The organism is Ruegeria sp. BG11 (assembly GCF_056538565.1).
Window position 1 is genome coordinate 124,429 of sequence record NZ_JBQFTH010000010.1, and the last position, 24,609, is coordinate 149,037.

Here is a 24,609-nt window from a genome sequence, read left to right on the forward strand (position 1 = left end):
CTGCGCGCGCCGCCCCTTCTGTCCGTTTTGGGGGAAAGCATAGGGAAATTTCCCATAACCGAGTCATAATTGAAATGCCATAAATTGACTATCCCTCAGATATGCGAGGGTTTTGTGAGTGAGTGGCGGCCGTTCAGTGCCGGTAATGAGTAATCGTGAGGCAATATTGTTCAGCCTCACTCCGTTTTGGTCACATGTTGACCGATGGCGTCGCTGTTGCATGCGCAAGGTTCCATCCCCAAAGAGCATCTGCTCGGCCTCTGCAATGGTAACGGCGACGTCGTTTCCCTCTGATCGATTGATGGGTTGTTCGATTGGCGTCGGCGCTTTAGACCCGCCGCATGGCTAAACTGTATTTCAACTACTCGACCATGAATGCGGGCAAATCGACCGTATTGCTGCAGGCCTCGCACAATTACCGTGAGCGCGGCATGAAGACCTATCTGATGACCGCTGCCGTGGACGGGCGCGCTGGTGTGGGGCGGATCGCCTCGCGTATCGGGATTTCCGAAGAAGCCGATACCTTCCGGCCGGACGATGACGTTTTTGCCATGATCGAAACGCGCCAGAAGGCCAATCCGATCGCCTGTGTCTTCGTGGATGAGGCCCAGTTCCTGTCCGAGGATCAGGTCTGGCAACTTGCCCGCGCCGTGGATGACCTGAAGCTCCCGGTGCTGGCTTATGGCTTAAGGGTAGATTTCCAAGGCAAACTCTTCCCCGGCTCAGCAGCCTTACTGGCCTTGGCCGATGAGATGCGCGAGGTCCGCACCATTTGCGAATGCGGACGCAAGGCCACGATGGTGATTCGGCAGGACGACAATGGCCGCGCGATCACCGAGGGTGCTCAGGTTCAGATTGGCGGGAACGAGACCTATGTCTCGCTCTGCCGCAAACACTGGCGCGAGGCGGTCGGCGACTAGACCGGGTTTGGCAAGTCGCGCCCTTCGACAAAGGCGGCCACATTGTCCAACGCCATATGTCCCATGCCGGTTCGCACCTCTTCGGTGGCGGTACCCAGATGCGGCAGCAAGGTGACGTTCTGCATCTCGCGCAGTGCCTGCGGCACAGCCGGCTCGAACTCGTAGACGTCCAGCCCAGCTCCTGCGATCTGCCCTGCTTGCAGCGCGCTGATCAGAGCGGTCTCATCCACCACTTCACCCCGCGCGATGTTGACCAGAATGGCCGAGGGGTTCATGGCCTCAAGCACTGCGGCATTGATCAGATGGCGTGTCTCAGCCCCGCCCGGAACGGCCAGAACAAGAAAATCGACCGAGGCCGCAAGTGCCGAGAGAACGGGGATGAACTCGGCCTCAAAATCAAGCTGCTTGGCACTGCGGGACTGATAGGCAACCTGCATGCCAAATCCAAAGTGACAGCGCCGTGCGATGGCTTGGCCGATGCGGCCCATGCCGACGATGCCGACTCGCTTGCCGGTGACATGATGCCCTAGCATTTGTGTGGGATGCCAACCCTGCCAGTTTTCAGCCCGTACCAAACGCTCTCCCTCACCCGCGCGCCGCGCGGTCGAGAGGAGCAAGGTCATGGCGATATCGGCGGTCGCATCTGTGACCGCGCCGGGCGTGTTGGTGACCGCGATGCCTAAGGCGCGCGCGGCCTCGACATTGATGTGATTGTAGCCGACGCCGAAATTGGCCAACAGCTTGCAGCGCGGCTCGGGCACTTTGGCGAAGACTTCGGCCGAGAATAGGTCGCCCAGAGTGGGCACAACCACGTCGTAGTCCTGCAACGCCCTCACCATCTCATCCTCGGAAAGCGGAGTGGTTGCCGGGCGAATCTCAACATCGAACTCAGCGGCTGCCCGTGCTTCGACCGCCGATGTCATCGGGCGCGTGATCCAGAGTTTCATCAGTGCATCCTTCCGCCAACGGGGACATTGCCATCCGGGCCGATCAAGACGATCTCTCCGTTTTCATCCGGCAGACCCAGCACCAGAACCTCGGACATGAACTTTCCGATCTGGCGTGGCGGGAAGTTGACCACAGCCATCACCTGTTTACCGATCAGCATCGACGGGTCGTAATGTGCGGTGATCTGGGCCGAGGTTTTGCGCTTACCAATCTCACCGCCGAAATCGATCCACATCTTGATGGCGGGCTTGCGGGCTTCGGGATAGGGCTCGGCGCGGATGACCTCACCGACGCGGATGTCGACTTTCAAGAAGTCATCGAAAGAGATCTCACTCACGGCCCAGCTCCTTGGAACGGTCGGTCGCGGCCTTAACGGCCCGGTGCAGCAGATTTGGGAACCCTTCGGCTTCGTGCATCAGAACTTCAAGCGCGGCCTGTGTCGTACCATTGGGCGACGTCACATTGACCCGCAGTTGCGCGGGGTCTTCCTCGGCGGCCATTGCCAAGGCACCGGCGCCTGCAACTGTGGATTTCGCCAGTTTCATGGCCAGCTCATGCGACAGACCCTGCGCCTGCCCTGCGGCGGCCAGCGTTTCGATCAGGTGGAACACATAGGCTGGGCCTGAGCCGCTGACGCCAGTGACCGCATCTATCTGAGCCTCGTCCGACAGACGCACGGTCTCGCCTATCGCCGAAAGCAAGTTTTCCGCGAGGTCCAAATCGTCACCGGACACATGTGCGTTGCCGATCATCGCCGTGATACCCTGACGGATCGCCGCCGGTGTGTTCGGCATTGCCCGCACAATCGGTGTGCCCTCACCCAGCACGTCCTCAAACGTGGCAATCGAGGTGCCCGCCGCGACGGAAACGAACAGGCTGCCACCGCCACCGAGGGCCTGGATCGCAGGCAGAGCCTCACCCATCATTTGCGGTTTGACGGCCACCAGCACAACTGCGGGGGATTCGGGCAGTGGCGTGTTGATGTTGACGCCCTGCGCTTTCAGCCAGTCCGAGGGGTAAGGATCAATCACCCAAACGGAAGCGGCGGGCAGGCCGTGATCCAGCCAACCCGCCAACATCGCGGATCCCATCTTTCCGCAACCCAATAACACAAGGCCCTGCTCGGCCACGCGCGACATGTCCATTTGTGCCCCTCCCCTATTCTACGGTTCAGGGCAAAGGTTTACGCTCGGCCGTAGGCCTCTGCAATGGCGACTTGCATCGCCTCTTCCGGATCGCGATTGCCCCAGGTGACCAGCTGAATCGCCGGGTAGTAGCGCTCGGCGCTCAGCACGGCGGCGTTGATCATCGTGTCGATCTGATCAGGGCTTGCAGTCTGACCGCCCGCCAGAACCAGGCCATAGCGATAGACCATAAGCTTCTGGTTCGCCCAGTATGTGAAAGCGCCCGCCCAGCACTGATCATTCATCTTGTTGAGCAGCTCATACAGCTCACTCTCACGCTCCGCCGGAGGCTCCATCTCGAATGAGCAAACCATGCGCAGCGTTTCATCATAGTTGGACCAGGCCAAGGTGATCGAATAGGTCCGCCACTGCCCTTCGACAGCCATGGCAATCTGATCGTCGCCAATGCGGTCAAAATCCCAGTCGTGATGTTCGGCCAGATGTTCAACAATATCGATTGGATGAAGGTCTTCTTCGAGAAACTGCTCGGAAAGGGCCATAATGCCACCTCACTACTCTCTAGCATTTCGGGGCTGGCAGCGCCCCAGCGCTAGTTGCCTGCTCTACAAGCCGGGCTTCCCCCGTAGGCCTGTACCAAATATGGTGCGCCGCAAGAGGGTGTCTGGCAACCCCATTTCTTGGGGATAACAGCAATAAGTTGTGGACAGTCGGCAACGACGATCAAAATATTGGCGTCTCATGCAGCTTTGTCTTGATTAATTTCTGCAAGGCGGCATGATACACAACACCGCACAATCCGACCTTGGATTGCGCGGCGTTAAACTTGTCTTCAAAATTTGGAAATGGGCGTTATTTGTCCAGTTTCGCCTCAAGCGCGGCGATGCGCGCCTCAAGCGCGGCGTTCTCTTCGCGGGCCTTTTGGGCCATGGCGCGCACAGCGTCGAATTCTTCACGCGTGACGAAATCGCGGTCGGCCAGCCAACGGTCGATCATCGATTTCATCGCATTCTCGGCCTCTTCGCGTGCGCCCTGCGCCACACCCATGGCGTTGGTCATCAGCTGGGAAACGTCGTCGAGGATCTTGTTGCGGGTTTGCATGGCTTTTCTCCGAAATCGCGGTTGTATCCTATATGGGGAAGGATTGGCGCAGGCTCAAGGTTGACTTGCCCTGCAAACCCCGGGCAATGAGACGCACATGCAGGCTGTTCTGAATTTCCCCGATTTGTCGCCCGAGCTGTTCTCGATCTCACTGTTCGGGATGGAGTTCGCGCTCAGGTGGTACGCGCTAGCTTATATTGTCGGCATCCTGATCGCCTGGCGTCTGGCCGTGATGGCCCTGCGGCGTCCGGTTCTGTGGCGCAATGAGACACCGCCCATGAAACCCGAGCAGTTGGACGACCTGCTGACCTGGATCATTATTGGCGTCATTCTGGGCGGCCGGCTGGGTTTTGTGCTGTTTTATCAACCGGCCTACTACCTGTCGCATCCGGCCGACATCCTGAAGGTCTGGCAAGGCGGCATGGCCTTTCACGGCGGGCTGCTTGGGGTGATTGTCGCCTCATACCTCTATGGTCGCCGCCGCAACATTCCGACCCTGTCGTTGGGCGATCTGGTGGCCTATACCGTCCCGCCCGGCCTGTTGCTGGGACGGCTTGCCAATTTCATCAACGCCGAGCTTTGGGGCCGACCAAGCGAGCTGCCCTGGGCCGTGATCTTTCCCGGCTTCGCGGCGCAGGACTGCCCCGGCGTCGTGGCCGGTATGTGTGCCCGTCACCCCTCGCAACTATACGAAGCCGCGCTTGAGGGTGTCTTTTTGGGCGCAGTCCTTTTATGGCTGGCCTATCGGCGCGGCGCGTTCCGCAAACCCGGTCTGATCATGGGCGTTTTCCTCGCTGGCTACGGGGCATCCCGCTTCGTGGTCGAGTTCGTCCGTCAGCCCGACGCGCAGTTCGTCTCACCCGGCAACCCGCTTGGGCTGGCGTGGCATATCGGCGGCTACGGCCTTACAATGGGACAAATCCTGTCCCTGCCGATGATTGCCTTAGGTCTGTGGTTCGCCCTGCGCGCCCGGCGAATGGCATGAGCCTGAACGATCTTCTGATAGCCCGAATCCGGCAAGACGGCCCAATGACGCTGGCCGACTATATGACCGAATGCCTGTTGCACCCTACTCTGGGCTATTACTCAACGCGCGACCCGTTCGGTGCGCAAGGCGATTTCACCACCGCGCCTGAAATCAGTCAGATGTTCGGAGAGTTGATCGGGCTGTCACTGGCGCAAAGCTGGATGGATCAGGGGCAGCCATCCATGTTTGCTCTGGCCGAACTTGGACCGGGTCGCGGTACGCTGATAGCGGATATCCTACGGGCGACCCGCTCGGTACCCGGTTTTCATAAGGCGGCCAAGGTTGTTCTACTGGAAGCCTCGGAAACGCTCCGCGACGTGCAAAGGGCAACCCTGAAAGATCACAAACCGCAGTGGATCACCAATGTCGGTGAGTTGCCGGACATGCCGCTGTTTCTGGTGGCGAATGAGTTCTTTGACGCCCTGCCCATCCGCCAGTTCCTGCGCGACGGCACCGCTTGGCGCGAACGACTGATCGGTGAGGCCGATGGCACGCTGCGTTTTGGCCTTGGCCCCGCCGCACCACAAACAGCGCTACAGTACCGGCTGTCCGATACGCGAGACGGGGATCACGTCGAACTCTGTGCAACTGCCATTCCGATTCTAACCACCCTCGCCAGCCGAATCGCGCAGAACGGAGGGGCTGCGCTGATCGTGGACTATGGCGACTGGAGCTCGCTTGGCGATACGCTTCAGGCCTTAAAGGCGCATGAACGTGTGGACCCTCTGCAAACCCCCGGTCAGGCAGACCTGACCGCGCATGTGGATTTTGAGCTCCTGGCGCTGGCAGCAAAGGCCGCAGGCTGTGCTCATACCCGCCTGACACCACAGGGTATTTTTCTGGAACGTCTGGGAATCACCGCCCGTGCACAGGCTCTGGCCAAGGGTATAGGCGGCTCCAAGCTTGATGAACTGGTGGTCGCACATCGCCGGTTGACGCATCCAGATGAAATGGGAAATCTGTTCAAAGTGCTGGGCCTCTACCCGCCCCAAGCTGCGCCTCCACCGGGACTGGAACCATGACTTTGGAAATTCTCACGTCGGATATGCTGGCCCCCGTAAAACACGGCTTTTTCAGCCGTAGAGGCGGCGCATCCTCGGGTGTCTTCGCGGGATTGAACTGCGGCTATGGCTCGTCCGATCAGACCGAGATCGTCGCCCTGAATCGCCGACGGGTTGCTGACGCGATGGATGTCACGCCCGAGGCGCTGGTTGGTATTCATCAGGTTCATTCACCCGACGTGCTGACCGTCGATGCGCCCCTTACGGGTGACAAACCCAAAGCGGATGCGCTTGTGACGGCCACGCCCGGGTTGGCTCTGACAATTCTGACCGCGGACTGCCAGCCTGTGCTTTTCTGCGACCCTGACTCGAACGTGATCGGTGCTGCCCATGCTGGCTGGCGCGGAGCTTTGGACGGAGTACTAGAGGCCACATTGGACGCGATGGAGGCATTGGGCGCCACGCGCGAAAACACGCGTGCCGTGATCGGGCCATCCATTTCGCAGGTGGCCTACGAGGTCGGCCCCGAATTTTTGGATGCTTTCATGGCGGATTCCTCGGAGAACAGCAGGTTCTTCGCCAATGGCATCGACGATCGGATGCAATTTGATTTGCCAGCCTTTGGTCTGCATAAACTGCGCCAAGCAGGTGTGGGGCAGGCAGAATGGACCCGGCATTGCACGTATTCCGATCCGCATCGCTTTTATTCATACCGCCGGACAACACACGCCAAAGAGGCGGATTACGGGCGGTTGATTTCGGCGATCAGATTGTAGATTAGGCCCAATTAAGGCAAAACCGCCACCTTTCCGCCACATTTATTGTGTTTATCTGACACAGAATCGTAGTGAATTTTGTGCCAGTACTCAGAAGGTTATCTGTCTTTGCCGACAAATGAATGCTGGCACCTCAAACAGAGGAACCGCCAACCTTTATTTTTGTCCGGTTTTGATCCCGGTTAAGCCTTATCCCTGCCGCAAACACGCGGCACGTTAAGTCTACACACACGGAATGAGGCTCAGACCTCCGATCGAGCAGGACCAGAAAATGAAACAGAAATCTCGCTTTCTCAGCGCGGTCATCCAGGCCGCACAGGATCCGAAACTGGACATGCCGTGGAAGCGAGTGTCAAGCCATTCTGTCAGGGTTGCCCGCCGTCTGGCGACGCGACGCTGAAACAGAAAGCCAACGGAACCAAGCTGCCGGTTCCATTTGGTCAACGCGCACCGGGTAGTGCTCCGGTCCGATGTGCGTGGGATGCAAAGAAAACTGCATCCTGAGTTCGGAGCGTGTTTGCGGGCATTTTCGCCCGCGCAGTACGAGTTTGTCTGGGGGGTCAATGGATTGACCAATGGAATGCGAAATTGCTTCGCTGTGCGCTGCGGCCATCGCCGGTGCCCAAGGTTTACCCATTTATTTCAAGACAAAGAACCGAACCGACAGATGGGCCTGCATGGGGGTATGCCCCGTCTGATCCGGTTCTAAAAGGAACAGAATATTTATGACTATTCCAAAATCACTGGCCATTGCTGCCAGAAATGCTGTCGAAACCTCGGCATTGCTCCGCGACACTCCGCGGCCGACTACAAAACAGAAAGCCCAGCTGCGCCGTTACGAAGTGAGCGCCCTGCTCAAAAACGGAGACATTGCGCAAACCCGGCATATCGCACCGGCCCTGCCGATGTTCGAGGACGCCTTTTGCGCCTTCTCACGGGGGTCGCTTGTGGAAACCGAACAGGGGCCAATGGCAATCGAGGATCTGCTGCCCGGCGACACGGTACTTACGCAGGACGGGACCTCTGAGACCGTTTTGTGGAAGGGCTCGGTGACGCTGATACCGGGCCGCGAGGACTCCCGCGGGCGCACCCGTCCGCTGACCCGTATTATGGCCGATACGTTTGGTATGCAGAAACCGATGTCCGGTGTGATCGCAGGACCAGCCGCGCGCCTGCTTGGCACGCCTGCCCATTTGCGGCGCCTGCACGGTGGGTCACCGATTCTGACGCCTGTGGCCGAATTTCAGGACGGAATGGGTGTTGTGGAAACAATGCCGCCCACTCCGGTGGAATTGTTTCACATATGCCTGAAAAAACACTCGGTCATCCGTGTAGACGGCCTGCCCTTTGAAACCTATCATCCAGGTGCTAATGCGGTTCGCATGATCAGCCATTCGTTACGGTCGATCTATCTGAACCTTTTCGCGCATATCGAATCGTTGAACGATTTTGGCCCGTTGCTTATGCCGCGCGCCGGAGACGGAGAGATCGACGCGATATCAGCGTGAAGTGTTAAAGAGTACTGCAGAGTGGGGGCTTTATGCAGATTTTGATAGGATGGGCTTTGACCCTGGCGGTGGTGGCTATGCTGCCACCCTGCCCAACAGAAACACGACGGATGTGGTTTAGGCCGAGCGGTTCATTCGGTCTTCCAGCACATCGAACGGGACGCCTGGGTCGTCTTTTGCGCCGCGGATAACAAGCGATGTCTTGACGCTGGCCACGTTTGGCGTGGTCAGTAGTTCTCCGGTCAGGAACTGCTGAAAACTGCTGAGGTCGGGCGCGACGCATTTCAGGATGAAGTCGACCTCGCCGTTCAGCATGTGGCACTCGCGAACCAGCGGCCATTGTCCGCACTGCGCCTCGAATGCGCTGAGTTCCGATTCAGCCTGGCTGTCCAATCCAACCATCGCAAAGACCTGAACCTCGAAACCAAGCTCGCGAGCGTTCACTTCGGCGTGGTAGCCGGTGATATAACCCGATTCCTCCAACGTACGGACGCGGCGCAGACACGGAGGGGCAGAGATACCGACCCTTTTGGCCAGTTCCACATTGGTCATGCGACCGTCCGCCTGCAATTCTGCCAGAATCTTGCGATCAATTTCATCCAGCCGGGTCGTGACCATAAAACGCTCCTGATTTTTCGGTTCTTATATCAGCACCCAGCCCACGCGCAATAATGTTTCGTAGCTGCGCAATTTTCTTTGTTTTCAAATCGCTCATTTGCGCAGGGCCATACCGTCAAGGCATATCAGCTTCCCTTCATGAAGGGGCTTTAAGCCCTGCCCGCCCATCGCTATATCCTTGCGACGGGCAAAAGGCCCATTTCAGGCAGTTCGAGCGGGGGTACCATGGCCGACACACGACACACCAAGGTTCTGATCATCGGGTCGGGGCCCGCAGGCTATACAGCCGGGGTTTATGCAAGCCGCGCGATGCTGGAACCCATTCTGGTGCAAGGGATCGAGCCCGGCGGCCAGCTGACAACCACTACCGAGGTCGAAAACTGGCCCGGCGACACAGAGGTACAAGGCCCCGATCTGATGGTCCGCATGCAGGACCACGCCAAGGCGATGGGCTGCGAGGTCATCGGCGATATCATCAGCGATCTGGATGTCTCGAAACGTCCGTTCACCGCAAAAGGGGACAGCGGCACGGTTTACACTGCTGATGCGGTCATTCTGGCAACCGGCGCACGGGCCAAATGGCTTGGCCTGCCGTCGGAAGAGAAATTCAAAGGCTTCGGCGTCTCGGCCTGCGCGACCTGCGACGGGTTCTTCTACCGCGGGCAAGAGATCGTTGTAATCGGTGGTGGCAACACCGCCGTGGAAGAGGCGTTGTTCCTCACCAATTTCGCCAGCAAGGTGACCCTGATCCACCGCCGCGACGAGTTGCGGGCGGAAAAGATCCTTCAGGATCGCCTGATGAAGAATGAAAAGATCGAACCGCTCTGGTTCCATGAACTGGACGAGGTCATCGGGACCGACGCGCCCTTGGGCGTCGAAGGCGTGCGCGTCAAAAACGTGAAAACGGGCGAGATCTCTGAAATTCCGTGCAAGGGCGTTTTTGTCGCCATCGGCCATGCCCCGGCCAACGAATTGGTCAAGGACACGCTGGAAACCCATATGGGCGGCTATGTCGTGACCAAGCCGGGATCAACCGAGACTTCGGTGCCGGGCGTTTTCGCAGCCGGTGACCTGACAGATCACATCTACCGTCAGGCCGTCACCAGCGCAGGCATGGGCTGCATGGCTGCCCTGGATGCCGAACGCTTTCTGGCCGAACAGGACTAAGGGGCCATAGGGTCAGGTTACACCGGCTTGACCCTATCCCCGCGCGGCCTCACACTGGTGCAAAACATGAGGGTCGCGCGTGGTCACAACGGACAACGCTCTTTGGCGTGGCGGGTGGTCAACCCGGCTTAGGATCGGCAGCGGGCTGGTCCTTTTTGTCTTTGCCTTCTTCCATTTTCTGAACATCGGCCTGGGCCTGTTTCACACCGACTATCTGCATGGCATGCAGGACGGTCGAAAGGCCGTAACCCGCCACGACGCCATGAGCGCGCTTCTCTACCTAGCGTTGATCGTGCACTCGGGCCTTGCGCTAACGTCGATCATACAGCGACGGACGTTGCGCATGCCGTTCAGTTCGGCCCTGCAAATCGTGCTGGGGCTGCTGATCCCGATCCAGCTGATCGTCCATATCATTCACACGCGATACGCGCATGAGATCTACGATGTGAATGACGAAATGGGCTATATCATCATTCTGATGTGGCCAAGCTCTGCGATTTGGATGCAAAGTCTACTGTTACTGATCGTGTGGGTCCATGGCTGCATCGGGTTGCACATGTGGCTGCGGTTGACCCGGTGGTGGGGCAAGACCCTGCCCTACCTGATCGGTATTGCGGTCTTTGTGCCCTGTTTCGCCTTGGCCGGTGTGCTGACCGAAGGGCGCCGGATCTGGGCCGATTTTGCCGATGACTTCCTGCGCGAACAGTATATCGAACACTACAACTGGCCCTCGGCCGAGGCCTTCGAGGCCATGTTCCGCGTCGAAGACAACGCCATGACGGGGTTTTGGGCCGCGCTCGGGGCCACGGCGGCCTTCTATCTTGGCCGCAAACTGTGGCGTCGTCGGCATTCCGTGCAGGTCACCTATGCCCGAGGTCCCGAGGTTTTTGCCGAGAAGGGCATGACGCTGCTTGAGATGTCTCAGGCCAACGGCATCCCGCATGCCGCCCTGTGTGGCGGCAAGGGCCGCTGCACCACCTGCCGCGTGATCGTTGAGGATGGCGGAGATCACCTGCCCCCGCCCAGCGAGATCGAAGCCCGCAGTCTGGCCGCTGTTGGGGCCTCGGCCCAGACGCGCCTGGCCTGTCAGATGCGCCCGACCGAGCCGGTAAAGGTCTTTCGTGTTTTCCGTCCCGACGGCAAGCACGACCGGGCTCATGCAAGTCAGGGACAGGAACGTCAGTTGGCCGTGCTGTTTCTAGACATGCGCGGCTTTACCGCCCGCACCGCGGGGCAATTGCCATATGACATCGTGTTCCTGTTAAACCGGTTCTTTGACGCGATTGTGCCTTCGATCACCTCTCAGGGCGGGGTCGTCGACAAATATATGGGGGATGGGTTGCTGGCGGTTTTTGACAAGCCCGACCCCCAGCAATCCGCCCGCGCCGGTCTGAAAGCGGCAATTGAGATCAGCCATGCGCTGGAACAGTTCAACCGACAGCTTTCATCCGAAGACAGCCCGCATATACGCATCGGCATGGGACTGCATCTGGGCGATCTGGTGCTTGGGGAAATTGGCGCGGCGGGCCATGCCGCGCAAACCATCATCGGGGACGCCGTAAATGTCGCCAGCCGCCTTGAGGCCGAAACAAAGCCGCTGGGGGTTGAGCTTCTTGTGTCTGCCGAGCTGCTACAGGCCGCCGAGATGGACATCTCGGACGATCGTATTCAGCCCTTCAATCTGCGCGGCGTGTCCGAGCCCGTTCCAGCCCTGCCGGTGCCGTGCGCCTCAGAACTGGAAACGGCTTGAGACAACAGGAACGCGCATACTTCAGGAACGCGCATACTTACTGTGGCACATTTGCGCTAGACTACTGGAACTTTGATCGCCCGTTTTCCGCCGAATTGGAAAATTCTTCCAATCACAAGAAAAACCGCTCATATCATCCTTAGTTTTATCTGACTCTGTGGACTCCGACTCTGTGGCAGGGCACATGCCGTTTCAAATGACAAGATCACACTGGCGCATCATCACATCGACAAGAGAATTCCAATGACAATGTTAAGCAATCTCGCCCCCATTCCCGAACTCTACGTCTCCTATGACTCGGCCCAGAAGCTGAAGGTTGAGGCAGCGGATCTGACCAGCCACGACCTTTCTCCGCGCCAGATCTGCGATCTGGAACTGCTGATGAATGGCGGTTTCAATCCGCTGAAAGGGTTCCTGTCCGAAGCCGATTATGACAACGTTGTCGAGAATATGCGCTTGGCCGATGGGACTCTCTGGCCGATGCCGATCGCCCTGGACGTCAACGAAGAGTTCGCCGAAAGTATCCAATTGGGTCAGGACATCGCCCTGCGTGACCAAGAGGGTGTGATCCTCGGCACAATGACAGTGACCGACCGTTGGACCCCGGACAAGGCGCGCGAGGCCGAGAAGGTTTTCGGTGCCGATGACGATGCGCACCCGGCGGTGAACTACCTGCATAACGTCGCGGGCAAGGTTTATCTGGGCGGTCCAGTCACAGGCATTCAGCAGCCCGTCCACTATGATTTCCGTAGCCGCCGGGATACTCCGAACGAGCTGCGCGCCTATTTCCGCAAGCTGGGCTGGCGCCGCATCGTTGCGTTCCAGACACGCAACCCGCTGCACCGCGCCCACCAGGAACTGACTTTCCGCGCCGCGAAAGAGGCGCAGGCCAACCTGTTGATCCACCCGGTTGTCGGCATGACCAAACCGGGCGACGTGGACCACTTCACCCGCGTGCGCTGCTATGAGGCGGTGCTGGACAAGTACCCGGCCTCAACCACCTCGATGTCGCTGATTAACCTGGCGATGCGCATGGCTGGCCCGCGTGAGGCCGTCTGGCATGGCCTGATCCGCGCCAACCACGGCTGCACCCACTTCATTGTTGGCCGCGACCATGCTGGCCCCGGCAAGAACAGCCATGGTGAAGATTTCTACGGCCCCTATGACGCGCAGGATCTGTTCCGCAAATACCAAGATGAAATCGGCGTTGAAATGGTCGACTTCAAGCACATGGTCTATGTGCAGGAACGCGCCCAGTACGAGCCGAATGACGAGATCCTCGACAAGGACAACGTCACGATCCTGAACATCTCGGGCACCGAACTGCGCCGCCGTTTGGCCGAAGGCCTAGAAATCCCCGAATGGTTTAGCTTCCCCGAGGTCGTGGCCGAACTGCGCAAAACCAAACCGCCGCGCAGCCAGCAGGGCTTTACCGTGTTCTTCACCGGCTTCTCGGGCTCGGGCAAATCCACCATCGCCAACGCGCTTATGGTCAAGCTGATGGAGATGGGAGGCCGCCCCGTGACGCTGCTGGATGGCGACATTGTGCGCAAGAACCTGTCGTCCGAGTTGGGCTTCTCGAAGGAACACCGAGATCTGAACATCCGTCGTATTGGTTATGTCGCGTCCGAGATCACCAAGAACGGCGGTATCGCCATCTGCGCACCGATTGCGCCCTATGCGACCACGCGCCGGGCCGTCCGGGAAGAGATCGAACAGTTTGGTGCCTTCTGCGAGGTTCACGTGGCCACCAGCATCGAGGAATGCGAACGCCGCGACCGCAAGGGCCTGTATAAGCTGGCGCGCGAAGGCAAGATCAAAGAGTTCACCGGCATCTCAGACCCTTACGACGTGCCCCAGAACCCTGAACTGAGCGTCGAAACGGAGAATGTCGAGGTGGACAACTGCGCTCATCAGGTTCTGCTGAAGCTCGAGAGCATGGGCCTGATCGCTGCGAACTAAACGGTTGAGCTAAACCAGATTGGAAACGGCCTCCGGTCACCGGGGGCCGTTTTTCGTGCGAACCAACGACTGAGATTGACAAAGATGCGTGGCCTTGATGCAGTCAGCCCAGTCAAGTTCGCCACAGTCAATCCACGATGCACCCCCTTCCTCAAATCGCCAGCTTCTGGTTTGGCTCCGATCTCAGCTGGCTCGAGGCGCTGTGCATTCAATCCTATCTGGACCATGGTCATTCCTTCACCCTATATGCGGCCCACGACATCGCGAACATCCCAAATGGCGTCGACCTGCGGCATGCGTCCGAGATACTGTGGCCCGCCCCTTTTGATCTACGGCCCGAAGATCGGCTGGGCGTTGCGGTGTTTTCGGACATTTTCAGGTTGAGGTTGCTGGAACGCACAGATTTCATCTGGGTGGATCTGGATGCGCTCTGTCTGAAGCCTTTCGATTTTGCGTCCCCTTTTGTCTTCGCCCCCTCTCAATCCGGCAAGTTTCCCAATGGGGTGCTCCGCCTGCCCCGAGAATCTCAGACGCTTGCGCAGATGCTGGCATTTGTCACCTCGGCCAACCCGACCCAACCCTGGCGCGGGGCCAAGCTGCGCAGACGCAACGAGCAGCGTATCGCTGAGGGTGAGACCTGGGGGATCGAAGCGCTGCCATGGGGATGCTCCGGCCCCAAGGCGCTAGGGCATTTTCTGCGTGAGACCGGAGAGGGAATCCACGCCCTGCCCGCCGATACCTTCTACCCCCTGGCGAATGAGGCGCTTTGGAAGCTACACGACCCTCGTGTGCCCCCATCCACTATTGAACGAGACGGGGTACATTCCGTGCATGTCTTTGGGCATCAGAAGAAATTCATGGCCCAACAGACTGCGGGCCTGCCGGTGCGGGGATCGTTTCTCAGCATGGTGTGTGACCGGCACGGGATTGAACCAAAAGACAACCCGATCGCACCGATGGCTTGGATGAGTATCTAGCTAGCGGCGCTGGACAGCTCATGCCGCAGCGCGCGCACGGCGCGTTCTTCGAACTGACCGTAATCTGCAGCCGTGTCCTGAATCGCTTTCAGATGGGGCAGACGCTGGGCATAGTCTTCCTCGGATGCAGACTGTATCGCTTGCTGTATATCTGCCTGTGTCTCACACAGGATCATCCCCGAAGTGTCCATGAAATCCCCGATGTTTGGGCAGCCCCAGTAAATCGGAACGGTCGCGCACAGGATCGAGTCGATCAGTTTCTCTGAAAAGTAGTTCCGCTCTCGCACATTCTCGATCACGACCGAATAGCGATAAGGAGCTAGCCCGTCCGATTTCTGATCGAAGGGCGTGTATCCGCGCCCCATGATATCCACATCGGCCCCGGTTTCTCGGATCCAATCTATGACGTCATGGCGTAGCTGATGGCCCACTAGGTCTCGCTTGGCCGAGGCGATCAGCGAGCAGGATTTAACCTTCTCAGCGTGTAGCTCCTGCCAGTCTGGCACCATCGTCACGCCATAGGGTAGAAAAACGGCATTGGGCAGGTTTTCCACTAGAACGTCGTGAAAGGTGAACACCCGAAAGAACCGCCGCCATGTCAGGCGTAGCTGTCGATCATGCTTTGCGTGGATGGCCGACGGCTCGCCCATCACCAGTGAAATCCGCGCTTTCGTGCCACGGCGCAACCGCCAGTGAACCGTTGAATTGGGATACATGATCAGATGATCCGTCGGCGCGAGGTCGCCAACTGTTTTGCCCAGCAAACGATCCGGACAGCCCTCGTGCCAGATCAGCTCGGACAGAGGCACCTCGGCCAGTTTCGGGCCCAGACGGTGGCCGTAGGGTAAAACAGCAATCGCTTGGGTCATTGATCCGCCTCAGGCAAGTCGACCTGTCCGCGCATCAGAACATAGCCCTGCCCTGCCACCTTGATCCCGGTCATGACATCGCTCGGACCGACACGCGTCACCGTTGCTTGCCCCGGACGCCCCATGTCGTGACCCTGTTCAGCAATGAATTGGTCTTTCTCCATAAGCCCGTATTTCCAAAGATAGGCTGCCATTGCACCGGTGGCAGACCCGGTAAAAGGATCCTCGGGCGGGCTGGGCGGTGCCAGCAGCAGGCGTGAGAACGTATCCCCTTGTGTCGTCGCCCCCTGCAAGGTGACCAAAAACGGCTCGGCCATATCGGAACCAGAAAATCCCGCTTTTGCTGCCACCTCGCGCAAAGGACCTTCGGCCAACCGCGCCGCGCGTAACGCTTCGTGATCCCGCAGCACCGTGATACAGAACGGCAACCCGGTAGAGACAAATCGCGGAGGAGAAATAATCGCGTCCTCGGGCAACGAGATCGCACTGGCGACCAGATCAGCAGGCACATATACCCCAAATTCCGGGGCAACCTGTGTCATCTCGATCTCATCACCGTTCAAACGAATGGCAACAAGGCCTGCCCCGGTTTCCAAAGTCAGAGACTCACCCTCAACCAGACCGCGCGAACGAAGTGCTGCGACCGTTGCGATGGTCGGATGACCTGCAAAGGGGATTTCGCGGCTGGCCAGAAAATACCGCACCCGGATATCGGCAACATCCGACGGGCCGGTAAAAGTACACTCGACCAGAGAAGTTTCGCGCACATAGGCCATGCAGACCTCATCCGGCAGATGGGCCGCGCTATGGATGACGGCGCAGCCATTGCCACCAAAGGCTTTGTCGGTAAATGCATCCACCCAGTCAAAATCGAACCAGCTCATCCGGCGTTTCCTTACATGCAGATGTCATCCCGGATACAATCCAGAGTTTGTGCATGTTTCGCTGGTGTCGGGCGGAATGTCACGCGCAAACGCGTTTGGCTGGGGCCGTTCAGTGAACGGCCACCGGCGAGAGATCATGCTCGCGGGCCAATACAAAGGCCAACTTGCGGTCGGCGACAAGCGCCAGTTGCTGCCCGTCTGAGTCATGAACGGCGTACAGCTGATCCAGATCACCCGCCTGATCGCGCAGATCGCTGGGCAGATCGGCAACCTCAACCGTTTTGACATAGACGATACGATCGCCTTCGGTGTTGATTTCAATCGGTGTGTTCATTGCTCTTACCCCTTCCGTATGTTGATTGTCTGCACCACGGTTTCCGGCACGGCGCGGGTCAGATCCACATGCAGCAGACCGTTCTCCATAATCGCCTCGCCCACCTCGACACCGTCGGCCAGCACGAACATGCGCTGGAATTGACGCGCCGCGATGCCGCGATGCAGGAAGATGCGCCCCTCGCTATCGTCGCGCTGACGGCCTCGGATCACCAGTTGGCGGTCCTCAATGGTGATCGACAGATCCTCTTCCGCGAACCCGGCCACCGCCAGAGTGATGCGGTAGGAATAGTCCGAAGTTTGTTCGATGTTGTAGGGTGGATATCCTTCATTGCCAGCCTTTGCAGATCGTTCCAGAAGGCGTTCCAATTGCTCGAACCCCAACAAATGCGGGTATGAGCCCAAGGTAAGTTTCGACACGTGTTCTCGTCCTTTTATGTCAAAGCGACGTTTTGGGCGGCCCCGATTTGGCAACCGCACAAGATAGAATATGGGAAGAAACCGGGAAGTCCACAAGGTCTGGCGCGATAACGTCTTGCACACTATCTTGTTGGGGACGCATCACAACAAGCCCGAGTCGCCAATGAACGCGCCCACTGACCTTTCCATGAAAACCGACGAAGTTCTGCGGGTTGAGTTGGAGGTTTTTCGCCGTCAGCATCGCGATCTTGATGAGGCGATCGAGGCGTTGCAGGCCACGGGTACATCGGATCAATTGACGATCAAACGGTTGAAAAAGCAGAAACTGCGGCTGAAAGACATCATCCGCCTGATCGAGGATCGCCTGACCCCCGACATCATCGCCTGACGCATTGCCACGCATGCGGATTTGGCTATAGTGCGCGCTCTTTCGAACGGCAGGGACGCAAGCAGATGAGCGATGTGAAAGTGGGGATCATCATGGGCAGCCAATCGGATTGGCCCACGATGAAAGAAGCCGCCAATATCTTGGATGAATTGGGCATCGCGTATGAAAAGCGCATCGTTTCGGCCCACCGCACGCCTGATCGTCTTTGGGACTACGGAAAGACCGCCGCGTCGCGCGGTTTGCATGTGATCATCGCAGGCGCCGGAGGGGCCGCGCATTTGCCCGGCATGATGGCATCGAAAACCCGCGTGCCCGTTATTGGTGTTCCAGTTCAGACGCGGGCTTTGTCGGGCGTCGACTCGCTGTATTCGATCGTTCAGATGCCGAAAGGATTTCCTGTAGCGACCATGGCAATCGGCTCGGCCGGTGGGGCCAATGCGGGCTTGATGGCGGCTGGTATTCTGGCCTTGCAGGACAGCGCTCTGGCTGAACGGTTGGACACGTGGCGTGAGGCTCTGTCAGCTTCGATCCCGGAGGAGCCTGTTGATGAGTGACGCTCTGAAACCCGGCGCCCGGATCGGTATTCTGGGCGGAGGCCAATTGGGCCGGATGCTGTCGGTCGCTGCCTCCCGCTTGGGGTTTGTGACCCATATTTTTGAGCCGGGCGCGAACCCACCCGCCGCTCAAGTCGCCGACCGCGTGACAACCGCGCCCTATGACGACGCCGACGCGCTGCGCGCCTTCGCCGACTCGGTCGATGTCATCACCTACGAGTTCGAGAACATCCCGACCGAGGCGTTGGACCTGCTCGAAGCCCACCGGCCGATCCGACCGGGACGCGAGGCGCTGCGGGTCAGTCAAGACCGGTTGACCGAGAAGAATTTCCTGCAAGGTCTGGGCCTCAACACAGCACCTTTTGCGGACGTCACCGATCTGGCAAGCCTGAATACGGCCATTGAGGAAATCGGCACACCCGCGATCCTGAAAACCCGCCGGCTCGGCTATGACGGCAAAGGTCAGGCCCGCCTGCGCGCGCCTGAGGATGCCGAGGCTGCTCTGGCCGATATGGCGGGCGCGCCTGCGATCCTTGAGGGGTTTGTGGACTTCTCGCACGAGGTCTCGATCATCGCGGCCCGCGGGCTTGATGGTCAGGTTGCTTGCTTTGACCCCGGTGAGAACGTCCACCGCGACGGTATCCTGCACACAACAACGGTCCCTGCCCACCTGCGCCCGGCGCAGCGCACGGATGCAGTTCTGCTCGCGGCTAACATTTTAAATTCTCTTGATTATGTGGGCGTGATGGGGGTTGAATTGTTCGTCACACCCTCGGGCCTGATCGTGAACGAAATCGCGCCTCGGGTGCATAACTCGGGTCACTGGACGCAGAATGGCTGTGCCGTTGACCAGTTCGAGCAGCATATTCGCGCCGTGGTCGGATGGCCCTTGGGCGACGGGCAGCGGCACTCGGACGTTGTGATGGAGAACCTGATCGGCGACGATATGGACCGCGTGCCGGAACTGGCGCAGGAGCGGGACGTTGCTTTGCACCTGTACGGCAAGGCCGAGGTCAAGCCGGGCCGTAAGATGGGTCACTTCAACCGGATCGCCCGCTGAGGGAAATCGCGCATTCTGCGCGATGCCTCCGGCGGAGGTATTTTTGAACAGAAGAAGATGAGGCGGTCAGGCGAAAAATCTGGCCGCGATGTCACCGGACATATGGCTGACACGCCCGCCAGCAAAGGTGGCAGCGACGCGGTGGGTTTTTGCGTCCAGAATGACAATATCGGCGCGTTGACCCGGCATCAGCGTGCCGCGATCTTTCAGGTCGAGAACCCGCGCGGGGCCAGATGAGACCAGAGCCCAGGCCTCCGCAAAATTCAGCAACCCGCTTTTTGCCAACATCAGCGCAGCGCGGCGCGGGCTGGGATAATGGTAGTCCGAGGCCAGAGCGTCACACAGCCCCATCGCGATCAGGTCCAGCGCGCTGGCGTTGCCCTTATGGGAGCCTCCGCGCACCACGTTAGGTGAGCCAAGGATGATGTGATCACCGGCATCGTGTGCGGCTTCGGCTGCGGCGAGGGTTTCGGGGAATTCAGCGATCGAAACACCGCGTTTGCGCCATCCTGCACGGGTCTCAGACGTGGCATCATCATGGCTGCCTAAGCGCACGCCGATTTGGATCAACTCAGCGCAAAGCGTGTCCAGCGCCGTTGGGACTTCATCGCTGCGAGCATGCATGGATAGCAGCATCTGGAAATGCGCATCAGGGTTGCGCCCCGCTTTCAGGGCCTGCCCCGTCAGACGCGTAGGTTTGCGCCCTTCGGCCAGGCGGTCATGCGGCAGGTGATCGTTGAAGACGACATAAAGCACCTGCCAATGAGCAATCTTTTCAGCCAGCCCGTCATAATCGTCCAGCATATGCGTCTCGAACCGCAATTGCGGGATCAGATCCGTGACGGCGCTGTCCTTGACCTCGGCAATCGCCTTGAACACCTGCGAGGCGAAATCCGGCCCGCGCACCCCGCCCTCCCAGCTGTAAAACTGAGCCAGAACGCCGGTGGTGATCCCGTTGGCGGCAAGCTCGGCCTCGACCGAAAGGATGCCTTCGTTCATCTGCTTCATGGCACCGCGGCGCGGGGCGATGTGACGCTCAAACCCGTCCCCATGCAGGTCGATGATGCCGGGCAGAACCAGATAGCCTGACAGATCAACCTGTCGCCCGGTCTGGTCGCCCTGCACTACCCCTTCGGCAATTGACAAATCGGCACGCGACAACCCGGCCTCCGGCAGCAGAACCTCTGCTCCGGTCAAGGTCAGTTCCAATGCGGTCATTCCGTGCGCTCCGAGTCCGGCTCCGAGCAATCCTGCCCGATACAGATCTCGTCAATTAAGTCCATTACCCCATCAAGCCAAGTGATTTGCGGATCGAACTGTCCGAACTCGATGAAGTGCAGTGCCTGGGCCATAACACGGGGATTGTTCATCATGAACGTATGCGTCACAGGCAGAACGATGTGATCCGCCATACCTTCAACTCGGGTCGTCCGGATCGACACTTTGCCATCGTCAGGCCCGTCTATCATCGACGAGAAGACTGGGTTCAGAGAATTTTCACCCGCGATCACCCCAAGCTCGAACTCAACTGCGGGCAATTGATGCGGGATACCTTCCAGGCCTGTGCCCAACTGCAGCCCTGCCGGACCATTGAGGTAGCCGAACACCTCCCATGCGCCCAATTCATCCACCAATTGACTGCCCTGATTGGGCGGTCCAAGCATGACAACGCGACCCAAATTCTCTGGTTCGTGATCCTGCAGCCAATAGCGCAACAGGATGCCCCCCATGGAATGCGCCACGACATTTGCGGTGTCGTCCCCGCATTTGGCGAACGCATCGGGCAGAGTTTGCTCGGCCAGTTCCGGAATACCCAAATCGGTCGACGGATAACCAGGGCGAATGACCGTGTAGCCATGCACCTCGAACAATTGCTCCATCACCGAGAAGGACGCCTCGGTCCGAGCCAGCCCGTGCAGCAGGATCACGCATTTCGCCTGGGCCGCGGCCGGGAGCAGGAGAAAAAATATGGCAAGCAGAATTCTCATACCCGCCAGATAAAGCCTAATTCGGTTCCGGGAAAGATGTGACCTCAGGTTCTGCGCTGTACTGCCAGCGCGATCCCGCCCAAAACCAGTGCCGCGCCGATGATCAAGCGCATGCTTGCCACCTCACCCAACAGCAAAATTCCGGCAACGATTGCGATGACAGGGACGCTGAGTTGTACGACCGCAGCGACCGAAGGGGCAAGCTGCGGCAACACGCGGTACCACAGCGCGTAGCCAAGGCCCGAGGTCACGCCTCCGGACAGAGCCGCCAGAAAATAGCCAAACCCAGTCATCTGCCAAGTACCACCTGCCACTAGCAAGGCCAATGCCGTGACGGGCAATGCGACAACAAAATTGGCCGCCGTGCCCTCCAACGCGTTTGGTTCAGACCGCCCGGCCAAGGAATAAGCAGCCCAACCAACCCCCGCCGCGACCATCAGAGCAGCCCCCAAGGCGTCCACCTGAACGATCCCCGATGGCCAAAGCACATAGGCCAACCCGCCCAGCGCGACCGCTGCGCCTGCCAATTGGCGCACCGTCGGGGCCGCTCCGGTCATAGCACCGACTGCGAACATGGTGATCTGAACGACACCGAACAGGATCAACGCACCCAACCCGGCGTCCAACGTCAGGTATGCCACAGAAAAGCCAATCATATAGAGAGACAGTGACCCCGCCCCGATGATCCGACGTGGTGAGCGAAGCGGCAGAACCCCGCCTTTCAAAAGAACCAACACGGCCAGAACCACCGCCCCCGCAAGAACACGGAAAACGGCGAACCCCGCAGGATCACTCGCCCCGATCTCAATCGCCAGCCGGTTCAGAATCGAATTGGCCGCAAAGGCGCACATGGTCAGGGAGGTCAGAAGAAAAAGTCTCATGAATCCCGCATAGCGCGTTGGCCACGCTTTGCACACTCACTTTCCGGCTACGTGCAACGTCCAGCCTTCTTCTGTTCAAAAATACCTCCGCCGGAGGCATGACCGCGCAGCGGGCATCCCAAACGCAAACGGGGCCGCCCAAAGGCGACCCCGCTCGCGAGCAGTTGTGCTTTCCCTGTCGGCAGCTTGGCCTTACGGCCAAACGCCTGTCGGGGTCGGCAGAATTTCCTAACGGAAATTCGCCGTACTTACATCATGCCGCCCATGCCGCCCATGTCGGGCATGCCGCCAGCAGGTACCGCGCCTTCTTTGGCGGGCTTGTCAGCAACCATTGCTTCGGTGGTGACCAGCAGACCAGCAACCGAGGCCGCGTCTTCCAGAGCGGTACGGACAACTTTGGCTGGGTCGATCACGCCGAACGAGAACATGTCGCCATATTCTTCGGTCTGTGCGTTGAAGCCGAACGATACATCGCCGGATTCGCGGACTTTGCCCGCAACGACCGCACCGTCAACACCTGCGTTCTCAGCGATCTGGCGCAGCGGCGCTTCGATCGCTTTGCGAACGATGTTGATACCGGCGTTCTGGTCAGCGTTTGCACCTTCCAGAGTTTCCAGTGCTTTACCGGCCTGAACCAGAGCAACACCACCGCCAACAACAACGCCTTCCTGAACGGCAGCGCGTGTTGCGTTCAGAGCATCGTCCACACGGTCCTTACGCTCTTTCACTTCAACTTCGGTCATGCCGCCGACGCGGATAACAGCAACACCGCCTGCCAGTTTGGCAACGCGCTCTTGCAGCTTCTCACGGTCGTAGTCCGACGAGGTTTCTTCGATCTGAGTGCGGATCTGAGCAACACGTGCTTCGATCTCGGCTTTCTCGCCTGCACCGTCAACGATGGTGGTTTCGTCTTTGGTGATCTCGATCTTCTTGGCGGTGCCTAGCATGTCCATGGTAACGGACTCGAGCTTCATGCCCAGATCTTCGCTGATGACCTGACCACCGGTCAGGATCGCGATGTCCTGCAGCATGGCTTTGCGGCGATCGCCGAAGCCCGGTGCTTTGACAGCAGCAATTTTCAGGCCGCCGCGCAGTTTGTTGACAACCAGAGTCGCCAGCGCTTCACCTTCAACATCCTCAGCAATGATCAGCAGCGGCTTTTGCGACTGGATCACCTGCTCGAGCAGCGGAACCATCGGCTGCAGCGAGGACAGTTTCTTTTCGTGCAGCAGGATCATGCAGTCGTCGAGCTCTGCGATCATCTTGTCTGCGTTGGTCACGAAGTAAGGCGACAGGTAGCCACGGTCGAACTGCATACCTTCGACAACATCGGTCTCGGTTTCCAGACCTTTGTTTTCTTCAACGGTGATAACGCCTTCGTTGCCAACCTTCTGCATCGCGTCTGCGATCTGGCTGCCGATTTCAGCTTCGCCGTTGGCCGAGATGGTACCAACCTGCGCAACTTCTGCCGAATCTTTAACTTCACGCGACGCTGCCTTGATGCCCTCAACAACCTTAGCGGTCGCCAGGTCGATGCCGCGCTTCAGGTCCATTGGGTTCAGGCCAGCTGCAACCTGCTTCAGACCTTCTTTTACGATAGACTGAGCCAGAACGGTTGCAGTGGTGGTGCCGTCACCGGCTTCATCATTGGTGCGGCTGGCGACTTCTTTCACCATCTGCGCGCCCATGTTTTCGAACTTGTCTTCCAGTTCGATTTCCTTGGCAACCGATACACCGTCTTTGGTGATGCGCGGTGCGCCGAAGGATTTGTCCAGAACCACGTTGCGGCCTTTGGGGCCCAGGGTCACTTTAACAGCATCGGCCAGGATGTTCACACCTGCCAGCATGCGGTTACGGGCATCGGTGTCGAATTTGACGTCCTTTGCAGCCATGTCGTTTCTCCTTGAGAAATAAGTTGTAAATGAAGATCAGAGTGAAGCGCAGCGGCTTACTCGATGATCCCCATGATGTCGCTTTCTTTCATCATCAGCAGCTCTTCGCCATCGACCTGAACCTCGGTGCCCGACCATTTGCCGAACAGGATCTTGTCGCCAGCTTTGACCGCCATTGCGATCAGCTCGCCGCTGTCCTTGCGTGCGCCTTCGCCGGTTGCGACGACTTCGCCTTCGCTGGGTTTTTCTTTCGCGCTATCAGGAATGATCAGGCCGCCTGCAGTTTTCTCTTCGCTTTCTGTACGGCGAACCAGCACACGGTCATGAAGCGGTTTCAATGCCATCTTTGTAGCTCCTTGGGCTCAAAGTTTGTCTATCCTCCCCTCGCCGACTGGCGAGGCGTTAGCACTCAAGAGTAGAGAGTGATAACGACGCATAGCTAG

28 protein-coding genes are annotated in these 24,609 nt (G+C 58.8%); 13 read left to right on the forward strand and 15 right to left on the reverse strand.

Going from position 1 to position 24,609, the window contains the following annotated elements; all coding sequences use genetic code 11:
- The first annotated feature begins 341 nt into the window (after positions 1-341).
- A complete protein-coding gene (locus ACR0JF_RS16775) occupies positions 342-920 on the forward strand; it encodes a thymidine kinase (protein ID WP_170374693.1) in 579 nt (192 codons plus the stop codon).
- Here ACR0JF_RS16775 and ACR0JF_RS16780 read toward each other — a convergent pair.
- The 5 genes from ACR0JF_RS16780 to ACR0JF_RS16800 form a co-directional block, all read right to left on the reverse strand.
- The gene (locus ACR0JF_RS16780) at positions 917-1,867 is read right to left on the reverse strand and encodes a 2-hydroxyacid dehydrogenase (RefSeq protein ID WP_170662205.1); all 951 of its coding nucleotides are present in this window, start codon (positions 1,865-1,867) and stop codon (positions 917-919) included. The genes ACR0JF_RS16775 and ACR0JF_RS16780 overlap by 4 nt on opposite strands.
- Positions 1,867-2,205, reverse strand: coding sequence for a tRNA-binding protein (locus tag ACR0JF_RS16785; protein WP_170662207.1), 339 nt, complete (start codon positions 2,203-2,205; stop codon positions 1,867-1,869). Before ACR0JF_RS16785 ends, ACR0JF_RS16780 begins: the two co-directional genes overlap by 1 nt.
- Entirely contained in the window at positions 2,198-3,013 is an 816-nt protein-coding gene (gene proC / locus ACR0JF_RS16790; RefSeq protein ID WP_170662209.1) for a pyrroline-5-carboxylate reductase, read from the reverse strand. Before proC ends, ACR0JF_RS16785 begins: the two co-directional genes overlap by 8 nt.
- 38 nt (positions 3,014-3,051) lie before the next feature.
- Complete coding sequence (locus ACR0JF_RS16795; protein ID WP_170468281.1) at positions 3,052-3,552, reverse strand: type III secretion system chaperone family protein; 501 nt, start codon at positions 3,550-3,552, stop codon at positions 3,052-3,054.
- 310 nt (positions 3,553-3,862) lie between these two features.
- Positions 3,863-4,111 carry an accessory factor UbiK family protein gene (locus ACR0JF_RS16800; protein ID WP_050604795.1) on the reverse strand — a complete coding sequence of 83 codons (249 nt, stop codon included), beginning with the start codon at positions 4,109-4,111 and terminating at the stop codon, positions 3,863-3,865.
- Positions 4,112-4,208: 97 nt separating this feature from the next.
- Here ACR0JF_RS16800 and lgt point away from each other — a divergent pair, with 97 nt between their 5' ends.
- From lgt to ACR0JF_RS16825, 5 genes are all read left to right on the forward strand, one after another.
- Positions 4,209-5,096, forward strand: coding sequence for a prolipoprotein diacylglyceryl transferase (lgt, locus tag ACR0JF_RS16805; protein ID WP_170662211.1), 888 nt, complete (start codon positions 4,209-4,211; stop codon positions 5,094-5,096).
- Complete coding sequence (locus tag ACR0JF_RS16810) at positions 5,093-6,160, forward strand: SAM-dependent methyltransferase (protein ID WP_170662213.1); 1,068 nt, start codon at positions 5,093-5,095, stop codon at positions 6,158-6,160. Before lgt ends, ACR0JF_RS16810 begins: the two co-directional genes overlap by 4 nt.
- The gene (gene pgeF / locus ACR0JF_RS16815; protein WP_170662215.1) at positions 6,157-6,915 is read left to right on the forward strand and encodes a peptidoglycan editing factor PgeF; all 759 of its coding nucleotides are present in this window, start codon (positions 6,157-6,159) and stop codon (positions 6,913-6,915) included. The genes ACR0JF_RS16810 and pgeF overlap by 4 nt, the downstream gene beginning before the upstream one ends.
- Before the next feature lie 271 nt (positions 6,916-7,186).
- Positions 7,187-7,315: a hypothetical protein gene (locus ACR0JF_RS16820; RefSeq protein WP_256439789.1), complete on the forward strand. Its 129-nt coding sequence runs from the start codon at positions 7,187-7,189 to the stop codon at positions 7,313-7,315.
- A gap of 325 nt (positions 7,316-7,640) precedes the next feature.
- The gene (locus ACR0JF_RS16825; RefSeq protein ID WP_170468290.1) at positions 7,641-8,423 is read left to right on the forward strand and encodes a Hint domain-containing protein; all 783 of its coding nucleotides are present in this window, start codon (positions 7,641-7,643) and stop codon (positions 8,421-8,423) included.
- A gap of 117 nt (positions 8,424-8,540) precedes the next feature.
- Here the strand turns inward: ACR0JF_RS16825 and ACR0JF_RS16830 are convergent, their stop codons facing one another.
- Positions 8,541-9,041: an Lrp/AsnC family transcriptional regulator gene (locus ACR0JF_RS16830; RefSeq protein ID WP_170662217.1), complete on the reverse strand. Its 501-nt coding sequence runs from the start codon at positions 9,039-9,041 to the stop codon at positions 8,541-8,543.
- Between the two features lie 225 nt (positions 9,042-9,266).
- Between ACR0JF_RS16830 and trxB the strand changes: the two genes are divergently transcribed.
- The 4 genes from trxB (at position 9,267) to ACR0JF_RS16850 (ending at position 14,897) form a co-directional block, all read left to right on the forward strand.
- Positions 9,267-10,208, forward strand: a complete 942-nt coding sequence (trxB, locus tag ACR0JF_RS16835; protein WP_170460512.1) for a thioredoxin-disulfide reductase — start codon at positions 9,267-9,269, stop codon at positions 10,206-10,208.
- A gap of 79 nt (positions 10,209-10,287) precedes the next feature.
- Positions 10,288-11,958, forward strand: coding sequence for an adenylate/guanylate cyclase domain-containing protein (locus ACR0JF_RS16840; protein WP_480669577.1), 1,671 nt, complete (start codon positions 10,288-10,290; stop codon positions 11,956-11,958).
- Between the two features lie 243 nt (positions 11,959-12,201).
- Positions 12,202-13,920: a bifunctional sulfate adenylyltransferase/adenylylsulfate kinase gene (locus ACR0JF_RS16845; RefSeq protein WP_170662220.1), complete on the forward strand. Its 1,719-nt coding sequence runs from the start codon at positions 12,202-12,204 to the stop codon at positions 13,918-13,920.
- Positions 13,921-14,057: 137 nt separating this feature from the next.
- Positions 14,058-14,897 carry a hypothetical protein gene (locus tag ACR0JF_RS16850; RefSeq protein WP_170662222.1) on the forward strand — a complete coding sequence of 280 codons (840 nt, stop codon included), beginning with the start codon at positions 14,058-14,060 and terminating at the stop codon, positions 14,895-14,897.
- Here ACR0JF_RS16850 and ACR0JF_RS16855 read toward each other — a convergent pair.
- The 4 genes from ACR0JF_RS16855 to ACR0JF_RS16870 form a co-directional block, all read right to left on the reverse strand.
- Positions 14,894-15,766 (reverse strand): glycosyltransferase family 10, encoded by an 873-nt coding sequence (locus tag ACR0JF_RS16855; RefSeq protein WP_170662224.1) that lies wholly within the window; start codon positions 15,764-15,766, stop codon positions 14,894-14,896. The two genes, ACR0JF_RS16850 and ACR0JF_RS16855, sit on opposite strands and share 4 nt — an antisense overlap.
- Positions 15,763-16,650 (reverse strand): PhzF family phenazine biosynthesis protein, encoded by an 888-nt coding sequence (locus ACR0JF_RS16860; RefSeq protein WP_170662226.1) that lies wholly within the window; start codon positions 16,648-16,650, stop codon positions 15,763-15,765. The genes ACR0JF_RS16855 and ACR0JF_RS16860 overlap by 4 nt, the downstream gene beginning before the upstream one ends.
- Positions 16,651-16,759: 109 nt before the next feature.
- Entirely contained in the window at positions 16,760-16,984 is a 225-nt protein-coding gene (locus ACR0JF_RS16865; protein ID WP_170374662.1) for a DUF1150 family protein, read from the reverse strand.
- Between the two features lie 5 nt (positions 16,985-16,989).
- Entirely contained in the window at positions 16,990-17,403 is a 414-nt protein-coding gene (locus ACR0JF_RS16870; protein WP_170374660.1) for an Hsp20 family protein, read from the reverse strand.
- Between the two features lie 163 nt (positions 17,404-17,566).
- Here ACR0JF_RS16870 and ACR0JF_RS16875 point away from each other — a divergent pair, with 163 nt between their 5' ends.
- The 3 genes from ACR0JF_RS16875 (at position 17,567) to ACR0JF_RS16885 (ending at position 19,405) form a co-directional block, all read left to right on the forward strand.
- A complete protein-coding gene (locus ACR0JF_RS16875; protein ID WP_037308505.1) occupies positions 17,567-17,791 on the forward strand; it encodes a YdcH family protein in 225 nt (74 codons plus the stop codon).
- 65 nt (positions 17,792-17,856) lie between these two features.
- Positions 17,857-18,345, forward strand: a complete 489-nt coding sequence (gene purE, locus ACR0JF_RS16880) for a 5-(carboxyamino)imidazole ribonucleotide mutase (RefSeq protein WP_170662228.1) — start codon at positions 17,857-17,859, stop codon at positions 18,343-18,345.
- The gene (locus ACR0JF_RS16885) at positions 18,338-19,405 is read left to right on the forward strand and encodes a 5-(carboxyamino)imidazole ribonucleotide synthase (RefSeq protein WP_170662230.1); all 1,068 of its coding nucleotides are present in this window, start codon (positions 18,338-18,340) and stop codon (positions 19,403-19,405) included. The genes purE and ACR0JF_RS16885 overlap by 8 nt, the downstream gene beginning before the upstream one ends.
- 66 nt (positions 19,406-19,471) lie before the next feature.
- On the opposite strand, the gene ACR0JF_RS16890 is transcribed toward ACR0JF_RS16885, so the two are convergent.
- The 5 genes from ACR0JF_RS16890 to groES form a co-directional block, all read right to left on the reverse strand.
- Positions 19,472-20,623, reverse strand: a complete 1,152-nt coding sequence (locus ACR0JF_RS16890) for an alpha-D-ribose 1-methylphosphonate 5-triphosphate diphosphatase (protein ID WP_170662232.1) — start codon at positions 20,621-20,623, stop codon at positions 19,472-19,474.
- A complete protein-coding gene (locus ACR0JF_RS16895; RefSeq protein ID WP_170662234.1) occupies positions 20,620-21,393 on the reverse strand; it encodes an alpha/beta fold hydrolase in 774 nt (257 codons plus the stop codon). Before ACR0JF_RS16895 ends, ACR0JF_RS16890 begins: the two co-directional genes overlap by 4 nt.
- Positions 21,394-21,437: 44 nt before the next feature.
- Positions 21,438-22,274, reverse strand: coding sequence for a DMT family transporter (locus tag ACR0JF_RS16900; protein ID WP_170662236.1), 837 nt, complete (start codon positions 22,272-22,274; stop codon positions 21,438-21,440).
- A gap of 248 nt (positions 22,275-22,522) precedes the next feature.
- Positions 22,523-24,166, reverse strand: coding sequence for a chaperonin GroEL (groL, locus tag ACR0JF_RS16905; RefSeq protein WP_170662238.1), 1,644 nt, complete (start codon positions 24,164-24,166; stop codon positions 22,523-22,525).
- Between the two features lie 56 nt (positions 24,167-24,222).
- Complete coding sequence (groES, locus tag ACR0JF_RS16910) at positions 24,223-24,510, reverse strand: co-chaperone GroES (protein WP_170352338.1); 288 nt, start codon at positions 24,508-24,510, stop codon at positions 24,223-24,225.
- Positions 24,511-24,609 lie beyond the last annotated feature (99 nt).

What these genes read in the sequence shown, in the direction of transcription:
- ACR0JF_RS16775 (WP_170374693.1), top strand. Translation starts at nt 342, where the DNA reads ATGGCTAAACTGTATTTCAACTACTCGACCATGAATGCGGGCAAATCG.
- ACR0JF_RS16780 (WP_170662205.1), bottom strand. Translation starts at nt 1,867, where the DNA reads ATGAAACTCTGGATCACGCGCCCGATGACATCGGCGGTCGAAGCACGG.
- proC (WP_170662209.1), bottom strand. Translation starts at nt 3,013, where the DNA reads ATGGACATGTCGCGCGTGGCCGAGCAGGGCCTTGTGTTATTGGGTTGC.
- ACR0JF_RS16795 (WP_170468281.1), bottom strand. Translation starts at nt 3,552, where the DNA reads ATGGCCCTTTCCGAGCAGTTTCTCGAAGAAGACCTTCATCCAATCGAT.
- ACR0JF_RS16800 (WP_050604795.1), bottom strand. Translation starts at nt 4,111, where the DNA reads ATGCAAACCCGCAACAAGATCCTCGACGACGTTTCCCAGCTGATGACC.
- lgt (WP_170662211.1), top strand. Translation starts at nt 4,209, where the DNA reads ATGCAGGCTGTTCTGAATTTCCCCGATTTGTCGCCCGAGCTGTTCTCG.
- ACR0JF_RS16810 (WP_170662213.1), top strand. Translation starts at nt 5,093, where the DNA reads ATGAGCCTGAACGATCTTCTGATAGCCCGAATCCGGCAAGACGGCCCA.
- pgeF (WP_170662215.1), top strand. Translation starts at nt 6,157, where the DNA reads ATGACTTTGGAAATTCTCACGTCGGATATGCTGGCCCCCGTAAAACAC.
- ACR0JF_RS16820 (WP_256439789.1), top strand. Translation starts at nt 7,187, where the DNA reads ATGAAACAGAAATCTCGCTTTCTCAGCGCGGTCATCCAGGCCGCACAG.
- ACR0JF_RS16825 (WP_170468290.1), top strand. Translation starts at nt 7,641, where the DNA reads ATGACTATTCCAAAATCACTGGCCATTGCTGCCAGAAATGCTGTCGAA.
- ACR0JF_RS16830 (WP_170662217.1), bottom strand. Translation starts at nt 9,041, where the DNA reads ATGGTCACGACCCGGCTGGATGAAATTGATCGCAAGATTCTGGCAGAA.
- trxB (WP_170460512.1), top strand. Translation starts at nt 9,267, where the DNA reads ATGGCCGACACACGACACACCAAGGTTCTGATCATCGGGTCGGGGCCC.
- ACR0JF_RS16845 (WP_170662220.1), top strand. Translation starts at nt 12,202, where the DNA reads ATGACAATGTTAAGCAATCTCGCCCCCATTCCCGAACTCTACGTCTCC.
- ACR0JF_RS16850 (WP_170662222.1), top strand. Translation starts at nt 14,058, where the DNA reads ATGCACCCCCTTCCTCAAATCGCCAGCTTCTGGTTTGGCTCCGATCTC.
- ACR0JF_RS16855 (WP_170662224.1), bottom strand. Translation starts at nt 15,766, where the DNA reads ATGACCCAAGCGATTGCTGTTTTACCCTACGGCCACCGTCTGGGCCCG.
- ACR0JF_RS16860 (WP_170662226.1), bottom strand. Translation starts at nt 16,650, where the DNA reads ATGAGCTGGTTCGATTTTGACTGGGTGGATGCATTTACCGACAAAGCC.
- ACR0JF_RS16865 (WP_170374662.1), bottom strand. Translation starts at nt 16,984, where the DNA reads ATGAACACACCGATTGAAATCAACACCGAAGGCGATCGTATCGTCTAT.
- ACR0JF_RS16875 (WP_037308505.1), top strand. Translation starts at nt 17,567, where the DNA reads ATGAACGCGCCCACTGACCTTTCCATGAAAACCGACGAAGTTCTGCGG.
- purE (WP_170662228.1), top strand. Translation starts at nt 17,857, where the DNA reads ATGAGCGATGTGAAAGTGGGGATCATCATGGGCAGCCAATCGGATTGG.
- ACR0JF_RS16885 (WP_170662230.1), top strand. Translation starts at nt 18,338, where the DNA reads ATGAGTGACGCTCTGAAACCCGGCGCCCGGATCGGTATTCTGGGCGGA.
- ACR0JF_RS16890 (WP_170662232.1), bottom strand. Translation starts at nt 20,623, where the DNA reads ATGACCGCATTGGAACTGACCTTGACCGGAGCAGAGGTTCTGCTGCCG.
- ACR0JF_RS16895 (WP_170662234.1), bottom strand. Translation starts at nt 21,393, where the DNA reads ATGAGAATTCTGCTTGCCATATTTTTTCTCCTGCTCCCGGCCGCGGCC.
- ACR0JF_RS16900 (WP_170662236.1), bottom strand. Translation starts at nt 22,274, where the DNA reads ATGAGACTTTTTCTTCTGACCTCCCTGACCATGTGCGCCTTTGCGGCC.
- groL (WP_170662238.1), bottom strand. Translation starts at nt 24,166, where the DNA reads ATGGCTGCAAAGGACGTCAAATTCGACACCGATGCCCGTAACCGCATG.
- groES (WP_170352338.1), bottom strand. Translation starts at nt 24,510, where the DNA reads ATGGCATTGAAACCGCTTCATGACCGTGTGCTGGTTCGCCGTACAGAA.